This window comes from Azospirillum baldaniorum (assembly GCF_003119195.2).
Lineage (GTDB): Bacteria > Pseudomonadota > Alphaproteobacteria > Azospirillales > Azospirillaceae > Azospirillum > Azospirillum baldaniorum.
In genome coordinates this window covers 122,843-140,223 of the sequence record NZ_CP022254.1, presented here as the reverse complement: position 1 = coordinate 140,223, position 17,381 = coordinate 122,843, and the positions used below count along the sequence as shown (strand labels likewise).

The 17,381-nt window shown below is 69.5% G+C and carries 17 protein-coding genes; 3 read left to right on the top strand and 14 right to left on the bottom strand.

The features are described from left to right. Positions 1–44 precede the first annotated feature (44 nt). The 5 genes from Sp245p_RS14980 to Sp245p_RS14960 all read right to left on the bottom strand — a co-directional run bounded on the left by Sp245p_RS14980 (position 45) and on the right by Sp245p_RS14960 (position 5,353). Positions 45–1,991 (bottom strand): tetratricopeptide repeat protein, encoded by a 1,947-nt coding sequence (locus Sp245p_RS14980; RefSeq protein WP_109138656.1) that lies wholly within the window; start codon positions 1,989–1,991, stop codon positions 45–47. Between the two features lie 14 nt (positions 1,992–2,005). Next, complete coding sequence (locus Sp245p_RS14975; protein ID WP_236778230.1) at positions 2,006–2,713, bottom strand: sugar phosphate nucleotidyltransferase; 708 nt, start codon at positions 2,711–2,713, stop codon at positions 2,006–2,008. 164 nt (positions 2,714–2,877) lie between these two features. Continuing rightward, positions 2,878–3,429, bottom strand: a complete 552-nt coding sequence (locus Sp245p_RS14970; RefSeq protein WP_014198625.1) for a GNAT family N-acetyltransferase — start codon at positions 3,427–3,429, stop codon at positions 2,878–2,880. Between the two features lie 29 nt (positions 3,430–3,458). Next, on the bottom strand, positions 3,459–4,217 hold the full coding sequence (locus Sp245p_RS14965) for an SDR family NAD(P)-dependent oxidoreductase (RefSeq protein WP_109138845.1): 759 nt from the start codon (positions 4,215–4,217) through the stop codon (positions 3,459–3,461). Between the two features lie 8 nt (positions 4,218–4,225). Further along, complete coding sequence (locus tag Sp245p_RS14960) at positions 4,226–5,353, bottom strand: aromatic ring-hydroxylating oxygenase subunit alpha (RefSeq protein ID WP_014198623.1); 1,128 nt, start codon at positions 5,351–5,353, stop codon at positions 4,226–4,228. A gap of 118 nt (positions 5,354–5,471) precedes the next feature. On the opposite strand from Sp245p_RS14960, the gene Sp245p_RS14955 reads away from it, so the two are divergent. Together Sp245p_RS14955 and Sp245p_RS14950 are read left to right on the top strand one after the other, a co-directional pair. Continuing rightward, on the top strand, positions 5,472–6,554 hold the full coding sequence (locus Sp245p_RS14955; protein ID WP_014198622.1) for a 3-oxoacyl-ACP synthase III family protein: 1,083 nt from the start codon (positions 5,472–5,474) through the stop codon (positions 6,552–6,554). 11 nt (positions 6,555–6,565) lie between these two features. Next, complete coding sequence (locus tag Sp245p_RS14950) at positions 6,566–7,336, top strand: SDR family NAD(P)-dependent oxidoreductase (protein WP_109138654.1); 771 nt, start codon at positions 6,566–6,568, stop codon at positions 7,334–7,336. Here the strand turns inward: Sp245p_RS14950 and pseG are convergent. From pseG to Sp245p_RS14930, 4 genes are all read right to left on the bottom strand, one after another. Further along, positions 7,323–8,366, bottom strand: coding sequence for a UDP-2,4-diacetamido-2,4,6-trideoxy-beta-L-altropyranose hydrolase (gene pseG / locus Sp245p_RS14945; protein WP_014198621.1), 1,044 nt, complete (start codon positions 8,364–8,366; stop codon positions 7,323–7,325). The genes Sp245p_RS14950 and pseG overlap by 14 nt on opposite strands. A 17-nt stretch (positions 8,367–8,383) precedes the next feature. After that, entirely contained in the window at positions 8,384–9,058 is a 675-nt protein-coding gene (locus Sp245p_RS14940) for a hypothetical protein (RefSeq protein WP_052584409.1), read from the bottom strand. Between the two features lie 88 nt (positions 9,059–9,146). Then, on the bottom strand, positions 9,147–10,154 hold the full coding sequence (gene cydB / locus Sp245p_RS14935; protein ID WP_103041523.1) for a cytochrome d ubiquinol oxidase subunit II: 1,008 nt from the start codon (positions 10,152–10,154) through the stop codon (positions 9,147–9,149). Positions 10,155–10,159: 5 nt separating this feature from the next. Then, positions 10,160–11,569, bottom strand: coding sequence for a cytochrome ubiquinol oxidase subunit I (locus tag Sp245p_RS14930; RefSeq protein ID WP_014198618.1), 1,410 nt, complete (start codon positions 11,567–11,569; stop codon positions 10,160–10,162). Positions 11,570–11,869: 300 nt separating this feature from the next. Here Sp245p_RS14930 and rpoH point away from each other — a divergent pair, with 300 nt between their 5' ends. Then, positions 11,870–12,769 (top strand): RNA polymerase sigma factor RpoH, encoded by a 900-nt coding sequence (gene rpoH / locus Sp245p_RS14925; protein ID WP_014198617.1) that lies wholly within the window; start codon positions 11,870–11,872, stop codon positions 12,767–12,769. 25 nt (positions 12,770–12,794) lie between these two features. Here rpoH and Sp245p_RS14920 read toward each other — a convergent pair whose 3' ends face one another. From Sp245p_RS14920 to Sp245p_RS14900, 5 genes are all read right to left on the bottom strand, one after another. Next, on the bottom strand, positions 12,795–13,556 hold the full coding sequence (locus Sp245p_RS14920; protein WP_014198616.1) for a DUF6969 family protein: 762 nt from the start codon (positions 13,554–13,556) through the stop codon (positions 12,795–12,797). 81 nt (positions 13,557–13,637) lie between these two features. Next, entirely contained in the window at positions 13,638–14,303 is a 666-nt protein-coding gene (locus Sp245p_RS14915) for an ABC-type transport auxiliary lipoprotein family protein (RefSeq protein ID WP_014198615.1), read from the bottom strand. Then, on the bottom strand, positions 14,300–15,259 hold the full coding sequence (locus Sp245p_RS14910) for an MlaD family protein (RefSeq protein WP_014198614.1): 960 nt from the start codon (positions 15,257–15,259) through the stop codon (positions 14,300–14,302). Before Sp245p_RS14910 ends, Sp245p_RS14915 begins: the two co-directional genes overlap by 4 nt. A 9-nt stretch (positions 15,260–15,268) precedes the next feature. Next, a complete protein-coding gene (locus Sp245p_RS14905) occupies positions 15,269–16,066 on the bottom strand; it encodes an ABC transporter ATP-binding protein (protein ID WP_014198613.1) in 798 nt (265 codons plus the stop codon). Between the two features lie 6 nt (positions 16,067–16,072). After that, on the bottom strand, positions 16,073–17,209 hold the full coding sequence (locus Sp245p_RS14900; protein WP_244948005.1) for an MlaE family lipid ABC transporter permease subunit: 1,137 nt from the start codon (positions 17,207–17,209) through the stop codon (positions 16,073–16,075). Between the last annotated feature and the right edge of the window lie 172 nt (positions 17,210–17,381).

The window sequence follows — 17,381 nt, the reverse complement described above, 5'->3', positions numbered from 1 at the left end:
TGTGGTGCGCCCCGCCTCCTGATAGCCCCGGCGTGGTTAAGGTTTCAAGAACGCGCCGCGTGTTCGGCCAGAGCCGCCGCAACCTCGTCCACCGCCGTGGCCCAATCGCCGGGGCGGGGCTGGCGGAACAAGCGGGCGGTCGGGTACCAGGGGCTGTCGGCGCGGTCGAGCAGCCAGCGCCAGTCCGGCGCGTGGGACAGCAGCACCCACAGCGGAACGCCCAGCGCACCGGCAAGATGGGCGGGCGCGGTGCAGGAGGACACCACGAGGTCCAGCGACGCCATGATCGCCGCGGTGTCGGCGAAGTCGCGAATCTCCGGCGCCAGATCGGTGAAGGACGGCGGCATTGTCCGCCGCGCCATCTCGTCATGGCCGGGGCCGAGTTGCAGGCCGAAGAAGCGGCAGCCCCGCACCGCCAGGAGCGGGGCCAGCGCCGCCAAGCCCGGCGATCGCTCCCGATCACCGGCGAACTGCGGGTTGCCGGCCCAGACCAGCCCGACCGTGAGACCGTCGCCGGCCAGCCGTCCCCGCCACGTCGCAGCGCGTGCCGGGTCGGCGGTCAGGTAGGGAACGGCGGCGGGGACGCTCTCCAGCCGTGTGGCGAAGGCTCGCGGCAGGCTGAGCAGCGGGCACTGCCAGTCGAAGGCGGGCAAAGCCTCGCCGCGCGCAAACACCCGCTCCACCCCCGGCAGGCCGCGGAACAGGGGAACCAGATCGGCCCCGACCTCCAGCAGCACACGAGCGCCGCGGGCGGCGACCAGCGGGGCGTAGCGGACGAATTGGATGGCGTCGCCGCGGCCCTGTTCCTCGTGCAGCAGGATGGTTTGCCCGGCGATGCCCTCGCCGCTCCACAGCGGCTGCGGCAGCCCGCGCGGACTGGTCGGGAAATCGGCCACGCCCCAGCGCGCCTCGTAATCCTCCCAGCCGCCGGTCAGGTCGCCGGCGAGGAGCCGGGCCAGGGAGCGGTTCCAGCGCGCCTCGGCGCTGGCCGGCTGCAAGCGGACGGCGCGATCGTGCAGGCGCAGCGACGCGGCGATCTCCCGCCGGTCGCGCAGCCGGTTCGCCAAACCGCTCAAAGCGTTGCGGTGATCCGGCTGAAGGGCCAGTGCGCGGCGGAGCGCCCCTAGGGCGCCGGGTTCGGCAAGCGACAGCGCGTACCAGCCGTTCGCCGCCTCCGGACGCAGCCGCAGCAGGCGGCGCAGCGCCGTCATGGTCTCCGCCTGCCCGCCCGTTCTGCGACGGGCGGCAGCGAGAAGCTCCAGCGCGCCGTCGTTCGCCGGATCGAGCGCCAGCGCGCCGCGCAGAGCCGTGGTGGCGGCGTCCCAGCATCCCGCCTCGTAATAGGCGCGGCCGAGATTGAGCCGGACCGTTGCGTCTTCCGGCAACAAGGCCGCGGCGTGCGTCAGCGCCGCCGGCGCCTCCGGGCTCTTGAGGCGTTGAAGCGCCACGCCGAGATGGTGCCACGCCTCCCCATGGTCGGGACGCAGCCGGACGGCGCGGCGCAGGGCCGTCACCGCCTCACCCGTCCGCCCCTCGTAGCGCAGCAGGATTCCGGCCTGGACCAGTGGCTCGGCAAGGTCGGGCTGGAGAAGGGTCGTGCGGCGATAGGCCGCCATGGCGAGCCGGCCCTGCCCCGCCTGCCGCGCCGCTCCGGCCAACGGAAAGGCGAGCGCCGCCGAATCGGGGCAAAGCCGCAGGGCGGCGCGGTACTCCTCGGCCGCTGCGGCGGGATTGCCGCGGGCCTGATGCAGCATGGCGAGGTTGGCTCGGTACTCGGGAAGGCCGGGGCGCAGCGCCACCGCCCGGTTCAGCAGCTCGGCGGCCTGCTCCAGACGTCCGCCCTGGGCGCAGAGAAGGCCGTAGAGATGAAGGGCGTTGGGCTCGTCCGGAACGGCGTCGAGAATGCGCCCGTAGAGGGCCTCCGCCTCCTCCGTCCGCCCGGCGGTGTGAAGGTCGAGCGCGATGGCCAGCGCCTCGTCCAGCGTCGCCACGGCGTCCGCTCCGCTCAGGTCTCGCGGCCGCCGATCACGCTGGCGGCGACCGCCAGACTTTCCGGCGTGCCCATGTCGATGAAGCGCGCCTTGGCGACGTGGCCGTGCAGCGTTCCCGGCGGCATCTTGTGCAGCACGTCGCGGGTCAGCGAACTGGCCCCGGAGGCCGCGATGCGGTCGAGGAAGGCCGCGGAGAAGAGATAGACTCCGGCGTTGATGACCCCGCGCCCCGGCGCCTTGTCGAGGAACTGGCGGACGCGGCTGTCCGGCCCAACCTCCACCCGGCCGAAGCGGGCGGCGTCCTCCACCTCCACGCACAGCACCGACGCTTCCGCCCCCGACAGGCGGTGCGAGGCGACGAAGGCGCGCAGGTCGGCGTCCAGGAAGGTGTCGCCGCTCATCACCAGGACGGTGCCGGCCTTGAGGTCCTTGCGGATGTAGGCGAGCGCCGCGGCGGAGCCCATCTGGCTCGGCTCGATCTGGCAGACGACGTCCAGCGAGCGGTTGGTGTCGCCCTGGGCCAGCCACGCCGTCACCCGGTCGGCCAGATGGCCCAGGCACAGCACCACCCGGCGCGCGCCGTAGGCCGCCAGATGGTCCAGCAGATGTCCGAGAAAGGCACGGCCCGCGATGGGCGCCAGCACCTTGGGCGTGTCGCCCGAGACGCCCCGCATGCGCGAGCCGAGACCACCGGCAAGCAGCGTGACGTCGATGTCCGTCAAGGCTTCCTCAGGCCGCACCGTGCTTCCCCTCATGCTCCCGGCGCCGCGGCGCCGCCCCCACCCCCGCCGCATACCGCGTCGGCGGTGGATTGGTCAAACATTCGGTGGGGGTGACGGCGAACTTTCCCGGCCGACCGCCCAACGTAAGCCCCCAGCCGCCTGGCCTATTCCGCGAAGGCGGCCAGCGTGGTTTCGCGCGGGAAGATATGGGGGTGTCCCTCCCAATCGCTGCGCAGCGTCTCGAACACATGGACGTCGTGGAAACGGCCGTATTTCTGAACATGTTGACGCAGCACCCCAACTTCGCGCGCTTTCACAACCCTTTGGATGCGGATGACCGTGTCGTTGCCCTCCATGAAATAGTTGAAGAGCTTGTTCATCCCCAAACCGTAGAAGCAATAATCCATGATGAAGCAGTGCAGGAAGCCGGCGAGCTTCCGCCTGTCCTTCTCCTCCACGATGTACGAGCCGGAGGAGCAGCGCAGATGCACGCGGTCGATGTCATAGTAGGAAAGATAGCCGACCGGGCGGCCCTCATGCTCGATGATGAAATGGCGGAAGTCCGCGCGGGCGTCCATCGCGGCCAGCCACGCGCGCTGCCGCTCGACGTCGGGGGTCGCCAGATCGGTGAACATGAAGCGGGTGATCGACGGCTCGGTTCGCCAGCGCAGCAGCATCTCGGCATCGTCGGCCGTCGGTCGGCGGAAGCGGAACATGGACCCTTACCCTTCGAACACCTGCGGCGTCACGTCGCCAGATAGCCGCCGTCCACCGGCAGCATCACCCCGTTGATCCAGCCGCTGGCCGGCGACAGCAGGAAGGCGATGGCCGAAGCCACGTCCTCCGGCTTGCCGAAGCCCATGGGATGGGCGGCGCGGATCGCCTCGAACTGCTCCGCCGTGGTGGTGCGGCGGAAACGCTCCATCATCTCCGTCTCGACCATCGCCGGAGCGACGCAGTTGACGCGGATGCCGTCGCGCAGGAACTCCATGGCCAGCCCGCGGGTGGCCGAGACCAGCCCGCCCTTGGCCGCCGAATAGACCACGTTGCCCGGCTGTCCGATCTCCGCGGCGACGGAGGACACCAGGACCAGCGCCGCCGGTTCGGCGTGGCAGCCCCTCTGCCGCAGGCCGCGGGCCAGCGCCAGAGCGCTCAGCAGGTTGGCGTGCAGGATGCCGTCGAAGAAGGCGCGGTCGACGCCGCGCACCGGCTTGCCGACCTGCACGCCGGCGCAATGGGCCAGACCGGCGATGGGACCGCCGGTTTCCGCCTGAGCCTTGACCCAGCCGGGAATGGCGTCGCTGTCCGACAGGTCGAAGGCCGCCGTCCGGTGCCCCTCCCCCGGCAGAAGCGCCGACGTCTCGGCCAACCGTCCGGCGTCGCGCCCGTTGAGCGTGACCCGCGCGCCGAGCCCGGCGGCCAGCAGAGCGGTCGCCCGCCCGATCCCGGCGGACGCGCCGGTGACCAGGACATGCCGTCCGGCGAGATCGACGAGCGGGCTCATGTCCCGGCTCATTCGGCGGCCATGCGGGCGAGCCACGCCCGGTGGAAGGCGGCGATGCGCTCCTCGCAGGAGCCGAGGACGGCCGGGGCCTGGACCTGCTTCAGCCCCTTGTGGGTGGCTTCGGCCACGCGCTGGTCCTCGCCCAGGATGGTGCGGTTGAAGCCGGAGACGTTGGCCTCCACCGCCTTGCGCGCGGCCCCGCCCTTGGTCTGCGGCTTGGACGTCTCGCCGAGGAAGAGGCGGTAATGCAGCTCGCAGCGGTCCGGCCCGATGGAATCGTAGGTCTGGACGCTCATCAGCGCGCCATGGGAGACGCCGATGGCGAGGTTGGGGAAGATCAGATAATGGTCGTAGCTTTCCAGCCGGTCGCTGCGCGGCAGCCCCATCTTCTGGCTCACCCCGTCCCACCAGCGCGCTGAGCCATCAGAAAGCTGGCTGACGCCCCGCGAATGCTCGCCTTCGTAGGAGCAGATCCACACCTTCTTGACGTAGCCCTTGAAGGTCTCCGGGTGGGTGGCGTCGACGTGGTAGACCTCCAGCGCGCTTTCCAGCGCCGCCTTCCAGTTGGCGTTCCAGGGCAGCACGCCCTCGTCGATGCGGTCGGTGAACAGGTCCGACAGATGGTCGAGCACGGCGCCGTAGGCGCCCAGCTGCTCGTCCAGCCCCGCCCCAGCCGGTTCCAGCCGGACGAAGACGAAGCGGCCCCGCACCGCCACCTCAAAGCGCCGCAGGGCAAGGCGCTTCTTCGCCGCGTCGTCCAGGCCGAAATGCTCGCGGTTGCCGGGGATGCCGACCGGAACGCCGTCGCGGTTGAAGACCCAACCGTGATAGGGGCAGACCGGCTTGCCGTTGCCGCAGGGCCGCAGGTGGATCAGCGAATAGCGGTGCGTGCAGACATTGTGATAGGCCCGCAGTTCCCCGTCGAAATTCTGGACCAGAACCGAGGTGCCGGCGATGTCCGCGGTGATGAAGTCGTTGTCGTTGCGCAGGTCGTCCGTAAATCCAACGAACATCCAGCAACGGCGGAAAACTCGCGCCGCCTCTTCGGCGTGATTGGCCTCGCCGGAGTAACGCTGGGGCGGGATCACCATGTCGGGCGGGAACGAAAGCTGGCTTTGCTGACCCCGGTCATCCATGGCTGATTCCATTTATCGGTTCGTTAATCATTCGACCCTAGCGTTCTTTCGGTTAATAGTCTCCGAATTCGCCCAAGTCCAGGACGGACGCAGCGGCGGCGGAGGGAGGGAGCAGCCGGTGAAGGCCATCATCGAGGGCGTGCGCATCGCGGGATTCCGGGCCGCCGTGCCGCCGCACCGCCATTCCTTCCTGGAGGACCACTCCCTCTTCACGGCGGAGGAGGCGGAGAAGCTGTTCGCCACCACCGGCGTCTACGAGCGGCGCATCGCCCCGCCGCACATCTGCGCGTCGGACATGTGCGTGGCGGCGGCGGAAGGGCTGCTCGCCCAGCTCGGCTGGGACCCGGCCAGCGTCGACGTGCTGGTCTTCGTGTCGCAGGACCCCGACTACAACGTGCCCGCGACTTCCTGCGTCATGCAGAAGCGGCTGGGGCTGGGGACGGGGGCAGCCTGCTTCGACGTCAATCTGGGCTGCTCCGGCTTCGTCTATGGGCTGTGGATGGCCGGGCGGCTGCTCGGCGGCTCGACGGGCCGGCGGGCCATCGTGCTGTGCGGCGACACCAGCTCGCGCCACCTCGTGCCGGGCGACCGCTCCACCCTGCCGCTGTTCGGCGATGCGGGCGGGGCCGTGGCCCTGGAGGTCAGCCAGGGGGCCGCGCCGATCCATGTCGTCGTCGGCACCGACGGCGGCGGGGCCAAGAACATCTGGGTCAAGGCCGGCGGGCGCCGCAACTCGCTGGTGCCGGGACGCGAGCCCTGGCCGGCGGAGAAGCAGGAGCAAATGTTCACCGACTCGCGCCTGTCGCTGAACGGGGCGGAGGTCTTCGCCTTCACGCTGCGCGCCGTACCGCCGCTGATCCGCGAGACGCTGGAGTTCGCCGGCGTGGGGGTGGAGGACATCGACCTCTGCGTGATGCATCAGGCCAACGCCTTCATGCTGGAGCATCTGCGCAAGAAGACCAAATTCCCGCCGGAAAAATTCCTCGTGGACATGCACGATTTCGGCAACACCAGCTCCGCCTCGATCCCGTTGGCGGTCAGCCACCGGCTGGGCGAGGCGCTGTCCACCGGCACGCGCAAGATGCTGCTGGCCGGTTTCGGCGTCGGCTGGTCCTGGGGCGCCGTGGTCGCCGACGTCGGGCCGATCCCCGCCCCGGCGGTGCAGGAGATCCCCGACGACTTCCCCTTGCTGACTCCCTGAGCCGCCGGGCCATGCGCAACCCGCTCGACCTCACGGGACGGCGCCTGCTGGTGACCGGGGCCTCCGCCGACAGCGACATCGGGCGCGAGATTTGCCGGGCGCTGGCCGGGCTGGGCGCCGATCTCACTCTGGTCGGTCGCCGCGCCGACGCGCTGGAGGCCACCCGCGCCCTGCTGGACGGGCCGGAGCGGCACAGCGTCGCCCCCTTCGACCTGACCGACCTCGACGCCATTCCCGGCTGGATGAAGGGGCTGGCGGAGGCGGGCGGTCCCTTCGCCGGTCTGGTCCATTCCGCGTCGCAGCAGGGCTACTCCGTGCTGCGGCAGGTCAACCGGGCGCAGTTCGACCGCTATTTCACGCTGAACGTCGGGGCATCGCTGATGCTGGCGCGCGGCTTCCACCAGAAGGGCGTCGTCTCGCCGGGCGGCGGGTCGATCGTCTATGTCGGGTCGGTTGCCGGGCTGAAGGGGCAGAAGGGCCGCTCGCTCTACGCCGCAAGCAAGGCGGCGCTGGTCTCGGTGGCGCAGTCGCTGGCGCTGGAACTGGCCGACAAGCGCATCCGCGTCAATGTGGTGGCCCCAGCGGTGGTGCTGGGCGCCAAGGCGGAGAAGCAGTTCGCCATGCTGCCGGCGGAGCAGAACGCCGCGCTCGCCGCCGCCCACCCGCTGGGCTACGGCGCGCCGCAGGACGTGGCCGACGCCGTGGCCTATCTGCTGGCCGACAGCGGGCGCTGGGTGACCGGGACGGTGCTGCCCGTGGACGGTGGCTTCACCGCGGGGTGATCGCCTCCGCCAGCGCACGCGCGATGCGCAAGGCGCCCTGGCCATCGACGATCCCCGCCAGTTTGCCTGCCATGGTCCGCCGCCGCGCCGGATCGGCCCAAAGCTCCAGCGCCACGTCCGCGATCCGCTCCGGAGCACCTTCGGTCTGTCCGGGCACCAGGGCGCACCAGCCCAGAGCCTCCGACTGGCGGGCGGCCTCCAGCTGGTTGTCGGCGATGGTGACGAGGACGGCGGGCGTGCCGATGGCTGCCAGTTCACCGGTTGTGGTTCCCGCCGCCGAGACGGCCAGCCCAGCCTGCGCCATCAGGTGCCCCATGCGCGGCGTGTCGCGGTGCAGCCGAACGCTGTCTTTGAAACACCCCGCCGCGGCCTCCACCGCGGACGCGTCGCGCACCGCGCCGCCGACCGCCACGTCCATCCGGACACCAAGCGGCAGGCGCGGCGCGAGACGTTCGATCACCGGAGCCGTCAGCCCCAGCGGGTCGGAGCCGCCGAAGGTGACCAGCAGGCCACAGCGTTCCTCAAGCGGTGGCTTGGCCGCCGCCGCGGCCTCCCGCACCTCCCGACGCAACGGCGCGTGAGCGGGGCCGAGCAGCAGCCGGGCGTCCGGGTTGCCCTTACGGTAGGGCAGCGACGCGGCGTCCGGCGCGGCGTTGACGATCAGTTCGGCGTGGATCGGCTCCCCCGTCCCGGCGTCGTCGAAGGCTAGGATCGGCAACCCCGTCTCGGCGAGCCCGGCCCGCCAGCCTTCGGAGAATCCATAACCGTCCAGCACGACGGCCGCGGTGCCGGCTTCCGCCGCGATGGCGCGCGTCGCGGCAAGGTCGGCGGCACTGCCGGAGGCCGCGTCGATCCAGTGAACGGCCATGCCGGCAGCGCGCAGACGGTCCTCCAAAGCTGGCGGCAGGCTCGCCGCGGCGAACAGGGCGTCGCCGCCCAGCTCCTGCACGGCCTCCGCCACCGCGAGGCAGCGCATGACGTGCCCGGCCCCGATGGATTCCCCGGCGTCGGCGCGGAACAGCACCCTCACGGGCCGTCTCCCGGCCTTCAATGCAGGGTCGGCGCGTTCGGCCCGGTGGGGCGCAGCCGCGTGCGGGCCGAGGACAGGCAGAAGGCGTGCCAGTAGAGCGCGACGAGGGCGCCCGGCATGCTGTCCAGCTCATGCCCCGGCAAAGCGGTGATGTTCGCCGCGTGGGCCATGGCGGCGTTAGCGGCGTTGAGGCTGTGCTGTGCCGCCGGACCGATCAGCGCCAGCGTCTCCGCCAGCGCGCGGGCGTCGAGGCGCAGGGTCGCCGGGGCGACGGTCACCTGGGCGGTCCCGTCGCGCAGGCGCCCGATGGCGATGTAGGCCTCCAGAAGGTCCGGCCGGTCCTCCGGACGAATCACCGCGGCGACCACGCGGTTGCCGGTCAGCGGGCCGGTGCCGTCGAACTCGAACACCACGGCGCGCTCGGCCTGCCGGGCCTCGGCCAGGGCGGCGGCGCGCTCCCCGGCGGAGACTCCGGCCAGCCGCATCGCCTCCTCGAACATCTCCGGACGCCCGCCGCCCTCGGCGTGGACGACCAGCGGGGCGTCCATCGTCGCGGCGATGGCGAGACGGCGCGCCATGATGTTGACCGCCTCCTCGGCCGTGTCCTCCGGAAGCGTGTCCTGCAGAAGCTCCGCGCCCTTGCGCAGCATCACCTCGGCGAAGCTGATGTCCGGGGCGGTGTCTGGGGTCATGGCGCGGTCTCCGTCGAAAAGGGGTCGGCTGTTGTACGCCAGCGTCGGGCGGGTTCTCAATGATCGCCGCCTTCAATGATAACCGCCATCAATGATAACCAATGGCGCCCGTTACCTTGCCTCGGAAAACCCAGTAGCTGTAGGCGGTGTAGATCAGGATCGTCGGAATCAGGAAGGCCATGCCGATCAGCAGGAAGACCTGGGTTTCCGGCGGGGCGGCCGCCTGCCACACGGTGATCCCCGGCGGGATCAGCACCGGCCACAGGCTGATCGCCAACCCCAGGTAGGACAGGGCGAACAGCCCCATGGCGAAGGCGAAGGGCAACACCTCCCGCCCCTCGTCCAACGCCCGCCACAGGCCGAAGGCGAGGAAGCCGACCATCAGCGGCACCGGCGACAGCAACAGGATGTTGGGAACCGAGAACCAGCGCGCGGCAATGGAAGCGTCCAGGAAGGGCGTCCACAGGCTGACCGCCGCGACCAGAACCAGCACCACGATGAGGAGTCGCCGCGCCACGCGGAAGCACCAGTCCTGCAAAATCCCGATGGTCCGCCAGATCAGCCACGTGCTCCCCAGCAGCGCGTAGCCGGCGATCAGCGCCACGCCGCAGAACAGGCTGAAGGGGGTCAGCCAGTCCAGCATGGTCCCGGCGAAGTTGCGCCCTTCCACCTCGATCCCCTGGATGAAGGAGCCGAGAACCACCCCTTGCGCGAAGGTGGCGAGCAGCGAGCCCAGGAAGAAGGCCTTGTTCCACAGATGGCGGCTGCTCCGCGCCTTGAAGCGGAACTCGAAGGCGACGCCGCGGAAGATCAGCGCAATCAGCATCAGCAGCAGTGGCAGATACATGGCCGGCAAAACGACGGCGTAGGCGATGGGAAAGGCCGCGAACAGCCCCGCCCCGCCGAGGATCAGCCACGTCTCGTTGAAGTCCCAGACCGGCGCCACCGAGTTCATCATGACGTCCCGCGCCTCCTCGCTGGGGGCGAAGGGGTAGAGGATGCCGATGCCCAGATCGAAGCCGTCCATCAGCACATACATGAAGACGGCGAAACCGACGATGGCGACCCAGGCGAGGGTCAGCAGGCTGCCTTCCATGGACGTCACTCCGCAGGTTCGATGGATTCGCCGGGCACCGACAGGGGCCGCTTCGGCTGATGGCCCTGCGCCACCGCGGGGACCTCCAGATCCTCGTCGTTCAGCCGCGACGGCCCGATGGTCAGCAAGCGGAACAGGTAATAGGTCCCGGCCCCGTAGATGATCGCGTAGACCACCATGAACACGATCAGCGAGGTCAGCACCGCCCCGCCGGTCAGGGCCGGGGTCACCGCGTCCGCCGTGCGGATCATCCCGTAGACCACCCAGGGCTGGCGCCCGATCTCGGTGGTGAACCAGCCGGCCAGGATGGCGATGAAGCCCAGCGGCATGCAGCCGACCAGGAGCTTGTGGAACCAGTGCGGGCTGTAGAGCTTTCCGCGCACCCGCTGCACCAGATGGATCAGCGCCACCGTCAGCATGATCATGCCGATCCCCACCATGATGCGAAAGGTCCAGAACAGGATTTCCGGGTTGGGGCGGTCCGCCGCCGGGAAGTTTTTCAGGCCGGGGACCACCCCGTCCCACTCGTGGGTCAGGATCAGGCTCGACAGCGCGGGAATGGCGATTTCGGCGTGGTTGGTCTCCGCCTCGTTGTCGGGGATGGCGAACAGGATCAGCGGCGCCCGCGCCCCGCCCTCCCAATGGCCCTCCATCGCGGCGATCTTGGCCGGCTGGTGCTCCAGCGTGTTCAGCCCGTGCAGGTCGCCGAGGAAGATTTGCAAGGGCGCCAGGATGGTGATGAGCGCCAGCGACATGCTGAGGCCGACCCGCGCGTGCTCCAGAAAGCGGTTGCGCAGCAGGTAGAAGGCGCTGATGCCGGCCACCACGAATCCGGTGGTCAGGAACATCGCGGTGAGCATGTGGGCCAGCCGGTAGGGAAAGGAGGGGTTGAAGACCACCGCCCACCAGTCGGTGACGAAGAACCGCCCGTCGCGCAGTTCCGCCCCCGCCGGGGTGTGCATCCAGCTGTTCGCCGAGAGAATCCAGAAGGAGGACAGCACCGTCCCGGTGGCCACCAGAACCGCCGCCAGGAAATGGATGCCGCGCGGCACGCGGTCACGCCCGAACAGGAGGATGCCGAGGAAGGCGGCCTCCAGGAAGAAGGCGGTCACCACCTCGTACTGGATCAGCGGACCCAGAACGTTGCCGACGATGTCGGACCAGCGGCTCCAGTTCGTGCCGAACTGGTAGGTCATCACGATTCCCGAGACCACGCCCATGCCGAAGGAAATGGCGAAGATCCGCGTCCAGAATTCCGACAGGCTGCGGTACAGCGCCTTGCCGGTGATCAGCCACCGCGCCTCCAGCACGGCGATCCAGCAGGCCAGTCCCACCGTAAAAGAGGGGAAAAGAATGTGAAAAGAAATCACGAAAGCGAACTGGATTCGTGACAGAAGCAGCGGATCGAGGTCCATGGGCGTGGCCCTCCATTGGCGGTCACTGGGCCGATTCCGACCGGCCCGACCGACCCCCAACGCGGCCTGTCCCGGGGAGTTCCCATTTTCCGGCTGCGGATACTTTCTTTCCCCCCACCCCTTGAACCGCCGCCGCGATCTCTTATTTCTAAGCTCTTGCCGACATCCACACATTCACGGCCGGCCCTGGGCCACAGCCGATCTCAACCCCGCTCCGATGGCCCCGCCGGCCAACCGGGCCGGGGTCCATCGGTCCATTGCAGGGTGTTTCCCGAGGATGCCGGAATCAGGAGAAGCTCTTTGACGGAACTGGCAGTTTCTGGCGAACCCCTCACCCTCTTTCTAAAAGAAACCCGCAAGTACGACTACCTCACTCCCGAGCAGGAACGCGACCTCGCCATCCGCTGGCGGGAGCGGCAGGACCGCCGCGCCCTCGACAAGCTGATCGGCAGCCACCTCCGGCTCGTCTTCAAAATGGCCCGCGGCTATCAGGGCTACGGCCTGCCGCTGTCCGACCTGATCGCCGAGGGCAACGTCGGCGTCATGCAGGCGGCGCAGAAGTTCGACCCCGACAAGGGGTTCCGCTTCGCCACCTACGCGTCCTGGTGGATCCGGGCGGCGATCCAGGAATATGTGCTGCACAACTGGTCGCTGGTGAAGATCGGCACCACGGCGGCCCAGAAGAAGCTGTTCTTCAGCCTGCGCCGGCTGAAGGCGCAGTTGCAGGACGCCGAGAACGGCACCTTCGGCGGCGACCTGTCTCCGGAAGCGGTGGAGAGCATCGCGACGACGCTGGACGTCTCCCAGGCCGACGTGATCGAGATGAACCGCCGGCTGGGCACCGACCGCTCGCTCAACGCCACCCTGGCCGAGGATGGCGACAGCGAATGGCTGGACCTTCTGGCCGACGAGGGTCCCGACCAGGAGGCGATCCTGGCCGGTGCGCAGGAACGCAAGCGCCGGCAGCAGTTCCTCAAGCTGGGGCTGGGCGTTCTCGACGACCGCGAGCGGCAGATCCTGGTGGCCCGCCGCCTGCGCGACGAGCCGCTGACCCTGGAGGAGCTGAGCCAGCACTTCCACGTCTCGCGCGAGCGCGTGCGCCAGCTCGAGGTGCGCGCCTTCGAAAAGGTCCAGAAGGCGGTGATGGCCCAGGCCCGGCAGGCTCCCGGCACCACGGGCAAGGCGCTGCTGCCGGTGTGACCGGCAGCAGCCTCCGCACGATGCGTTACGGCGTAACGAAGCGCGGCGGCTCCGGCAGCACGGAGGTCCGCCGCCGCACGCCGCGCAGCGCGTGCTCCACCGTCGCGATCTGCTCCTCCACCGAAATCAAAATCTGCGACGTCACTTCCAGCGACCGGTCCTCGTAGACCCAGCCGTCCGGATGGCGGTCGCTCCAGGCGGCGACCGTCCGGTCGCGCTCGTGCAGCAGGCTGATGATCTGCGGCCGGAACAGCCGAATCATCGCGGTGATCCAGCGGTTCGCCGGCCAGGACGGGCGGGCGTGATCGACGGTGAAGCTGTCGAGCATGCGGATCACGTCCTCGGCCCCGTACCACGTCTCTCCCGTCACCCAGCGGTTCGTCGTGAACAGGCGCACCGGCTGCCCCGCCACGTCCATGGCGATCCCCACCAGATGGGACAGCGCGTCGTTGGGATTGTCCGGCTCCTCGTAATCCCGCAAGGGCACCGGCTCCATGCCCGGCGGCATCCCGAGCGGGCGCAGGAAGGTGTGGAAGTGCCCGTGCTCACCGTCGGGCCGCTCGTCCTCGGGGTGGCAATGATAATAGTACTGGGCGTGATACTCGGCGTCGTAGACGTCGCCCGGTGGGTAGTGGCGCCATTCGTAGAGCGTGCCGTGCCCGCGCAAAAGCTCCCCCACGACCGTGTCGCCGGTCTTGGCGAGCACCCGCTGGCACTGCCGGACCTCCCGCGCGGCCTCCGACATCGCCTGCAACTCGTCGCGCGAAAGCTCCGAAAGCTCCATCATCGGATGCTCTGTCCCGTCAGCCCCTGCCCTTCCCAGATCCCTATTACGTATGAGGCTTTGTACGCATAGCAAGCGCTTTCCTTAACGGACGCCCGCCGAACGGCCACGGCCGGCATCCGCACGGAACACCGCCTCGCCCCGCCGCAGGGTCCAATCCACCAGCGCGCCTTCCACCTGACCCAGCGCCGTGTTGAAGGCGGCGATCACGTCGGTGAAATCCGACCCGCGCACCGGGACCACGGCGTCGAAGGTCTCGCCCGCCTCGATGGTCCGGTTGGGCATGGCGACCAGCTTGGCCGACAGCCGGACCCGCACCCGGTCCGGAGCCGCGGCGCTGGCGGCGCTGAATTCCGCCTGGAAGTCGCGCAGTTCGGTCTTCAGCAGGAAATCGGAACGCAAGCCCGCGGAATCGCGCCCGACCGAGACGATCCGCCGGCTGTCCTCGAAGGATTGGACGATCAGACCCTGCACCATGTTCGGCGCCCGGTCGGCCCAGGACACCCCGGCGAAATAGTCGAGCGCGGTGGCGGAGCGGGTGACCGCGATGCGCGGCGTGTCGATCCCGGCGCTGGCCGCCGGAGGCTCCACCAGCAATTGCCAGCTCACCGGCGGCAGCCCGGACTCCGCCACGGTTCCCGGCGTCAGCGTGTAGAGGCTGGGCGCGGTGGGATTCAGCGCCGCGCAGCCGGTCATCAGGCCGACCGCCAGCAGCGCCGCCGCCACCCCCTTCATCAAACGGCTCGTCATCGTCCACGCACCTCCACGCCCTGGCGGGTTCCGCCGAACAGGAAGTTCGACGGGTCGTTCTCGATCCGCGTCACGACGCGGGACAATTGCCCCGACAGGTCGCGCAACTGCGAGATCAGCAAGGTCAGTTCATACAGCCCGCCACCGGTGAAGTCGCGGATCGCCCCACGGTTCTCCCCGATCATGGCGTTGAGCTGGTTGGCGGTCTTGTTCAGCGATCCGGCCAGCGTGTGCAGATCGCCGCTCACCGTCTTCATGCCGCCTTCCACCGCGGCCAGCGTGCGCTGCGCCTGGTCCATGGTTTCGCCGATCTGCGGCCCGACCGTCTCGAAGCCCTGGAGCGTCCGGTTGGCCTGGGCGAGCGTCGTGTCCAGCCCCTGGCTGGCGCGGGCCAGCTCGCCGGTCAGGTCGCGGGTGTTCGCCAGGATCTCGGCGATGGCCGCCTGGTTCTGCGGGGTCAGCAGGTCCGCCACCCTGTTGGTCAGGTCCAGCGCGCGGTTCAGAAGCTGCGGGGCGGCGTCGACGAAGACCGTCAGCGACGACGGGCGCGACGGGATCACCGGGATGCCGCCGTCATGCGCGGTGCGCAGAAGCTCGCTCATCTCCGTGCCGCCGGAAATCTGGACGTAGGCGCCGCCGGTGATGCCCTGGACCTCCAGCGAGGCGATGGAGTCGGTCTTGATCGGCGTGCCTTCCTGCACCTCGATCCGCACGCGCACGCGGCTGACGTCGTTGGGGTCCAGGCGGATGTCGGTCGCCGTGCCCACGGGGATGCCGCGGTAGCGCACCGGGCTGCCCTCCTGAAGGCCGGTCACCGAGCCGGTGAAGTAGATGTAATAGGGCTGGCGCGTCTCCTCCAGCTGGATCTTGGCGACCCAGACCGTGAAGACGAAGAGGCCGGCGAGCAAGGCCAACACGAAGCTGCCCACGAGGATGTAGCTGGTGCGGGTTTCCATGGCGTCCGGTCAGCTTTCTGCATGGCGCGCGGCGCGGCCGCGCGGTCCGTGGAAATAGTCGTGAATCCAGGGGTGCGGGTCGCGGAGATGCTCCTCCAGCGTGCCCACGCGAATCTTCTTGTCCACCAGCACGGCGATGCGGTCGCAGATGGAGGTCAGGCTGTCCAGGTCGTGGGTGACCATGAAGACGGTCAGCCCCAGGCTGCGCTGGAGGTTGCGGATCAGCTGGTCGAAGGCGGCGGCGCCGATGGGGTCCAGCCCGGCCGTCGGCTCGTCGAGGAACAGGATGTCGGGGTCGAGCGCCAGCGCGCGGGCAAGACCGGCGCGCTTGATCATGCCGCCCGACAGCTCCGACGGGAACTTGGCCCCGGCGTTGGCCGGCAGGCCGGACATGGCGATCTTGACCCGCGCGATCTCCGCCGACAGCGCCGCCGACAGGTCGGTGTGCTCGCGCAGCGGCACCATGACGTTCTGCGCCACGGTCATCGAGCTGAACAGCGCGCCGTTCTGGAACAGCACGCCGGTGCGCGCCTGGAGCGCCACCCGCTCCGATTCCGGCAGGCCGGCGGTGTCGCGGCCCAGCAGCTCGATCCGGCCGTCCGCCGGGCGGATCAGGCCGAGGATCTCCTTGAGCAGGACCGACTTGCCGGTGCCGGAGCCGCCGACCACGCCCAGCACCTCGCCCCGCCGCACGTCGAGGTCGAGCCCGTCATGGACCACCTGCGGGCCGAAGCGCGTGACCAGCCCGCGCACGCGGATCACCGCGTCCTGCGCACCGGTCCGTTGGTCATCGTCGAAAGGCGCCACGGTCCCTCACAGCCTGAGGAAGGAGAACAGGACGGAGAAGACCGCGTCCAGGACGATCACCAGGAAGATGGACTCGACCACCGACTTGGTGGTCAACGTGCCCACGCTCTCGGCGCTGCCGGACACCTTCAGCCCCTCGTAACAGCCGACCATGGCGATCACCAGCGCGAAGACCGGCGCCTTCACCAGTCCAACCAGGAAATGCGGCAGCGTGACGGCGCCGTGAAGCTGGCGGATGAACTGCCCGAAGGTGATGTCCAGCGTCGCGTAGCTCATCACAGCACCGCCGAACAGCCCCATGATGTCGGCGTAGAAGGCCAGAAGCGGCAGGGTGATCATCAGGGCCAGCGCGCGCGGCACCACCAGAAGCTCCACCACGTCCAGCCCCAGCGTGCTGATGGCGTCCACCTCCTGGTTCACCTTCATGGTGCCGATCTGCGCGGTGAAGGCGGAACCGGAGCGCCCGGCCACGATGATGGCGGTCATCAGGATGCCGATCTCGCGCAGGATCGACACGCCCAGCAGGTTGACCACGAACAGCTCCGCCCCGAAACGGCGGAGCTGGTCCGCCCCCTGGAAGGCCAGCACCACGCCGATCAGGAAGGACAGCAGCCCGAGGATCGGCAGGGCGTTCAGCCCGGTCTGCTCGATGTGGAACATCACCGAGCGGAAGCGCAGCCGGCGCGGATTCACGATCAGCCGCCCGAAGGTGATGGCGATGAGGCCGAGGAAGGAGAGCAGATCCCGCCCCTCGCGCAGCCCGTCGACGGCGGTGCGACCGGTGCGCTCCAGCATGTCGAGGATGGGGCGGTGCGTCTGCGCCCGCTCGACCGGCGGGGGACCGACCTCGCGCACGGCGTCGAACAGGGCGGCGTGCTCCGGGCGGATGGCGGCCAGATCGACGCCGTGGCCAGCCGCCTTCAGCCGGTCGGACAGGGCGGACAGCAGATAGGCCCCCACCGTGTCCATGGCGTCCAGCCGCGACAGGTCGAGGCTGACCGCCCCGCCGCCGTCCAGCGCGAAGCGGTCGAGCGTGCCCGACAGCGACCCGGCGGCCTTCAAATCCCAATGGCCGAGAGCCGCCAGCCGCCACTCACCGTCGCCGGCGCGCGACGATTCCAACCACGCCCTTTCGCGCGCCATGCCCCGTCCTGCCCTTCCCTTCCGGTGCCGCCATGCGGCGATGCTCATGCTTGTGGAGAGGAACTTGGCCGCAAGCCCCCCGATGGTCAACCTCAAGCCGGGGAAAAACAGCCGCACAGCGGTGGTTTGCACGCGGAGGTCCGCCCCGATAGTATGGCGCCGCCGTTGCACA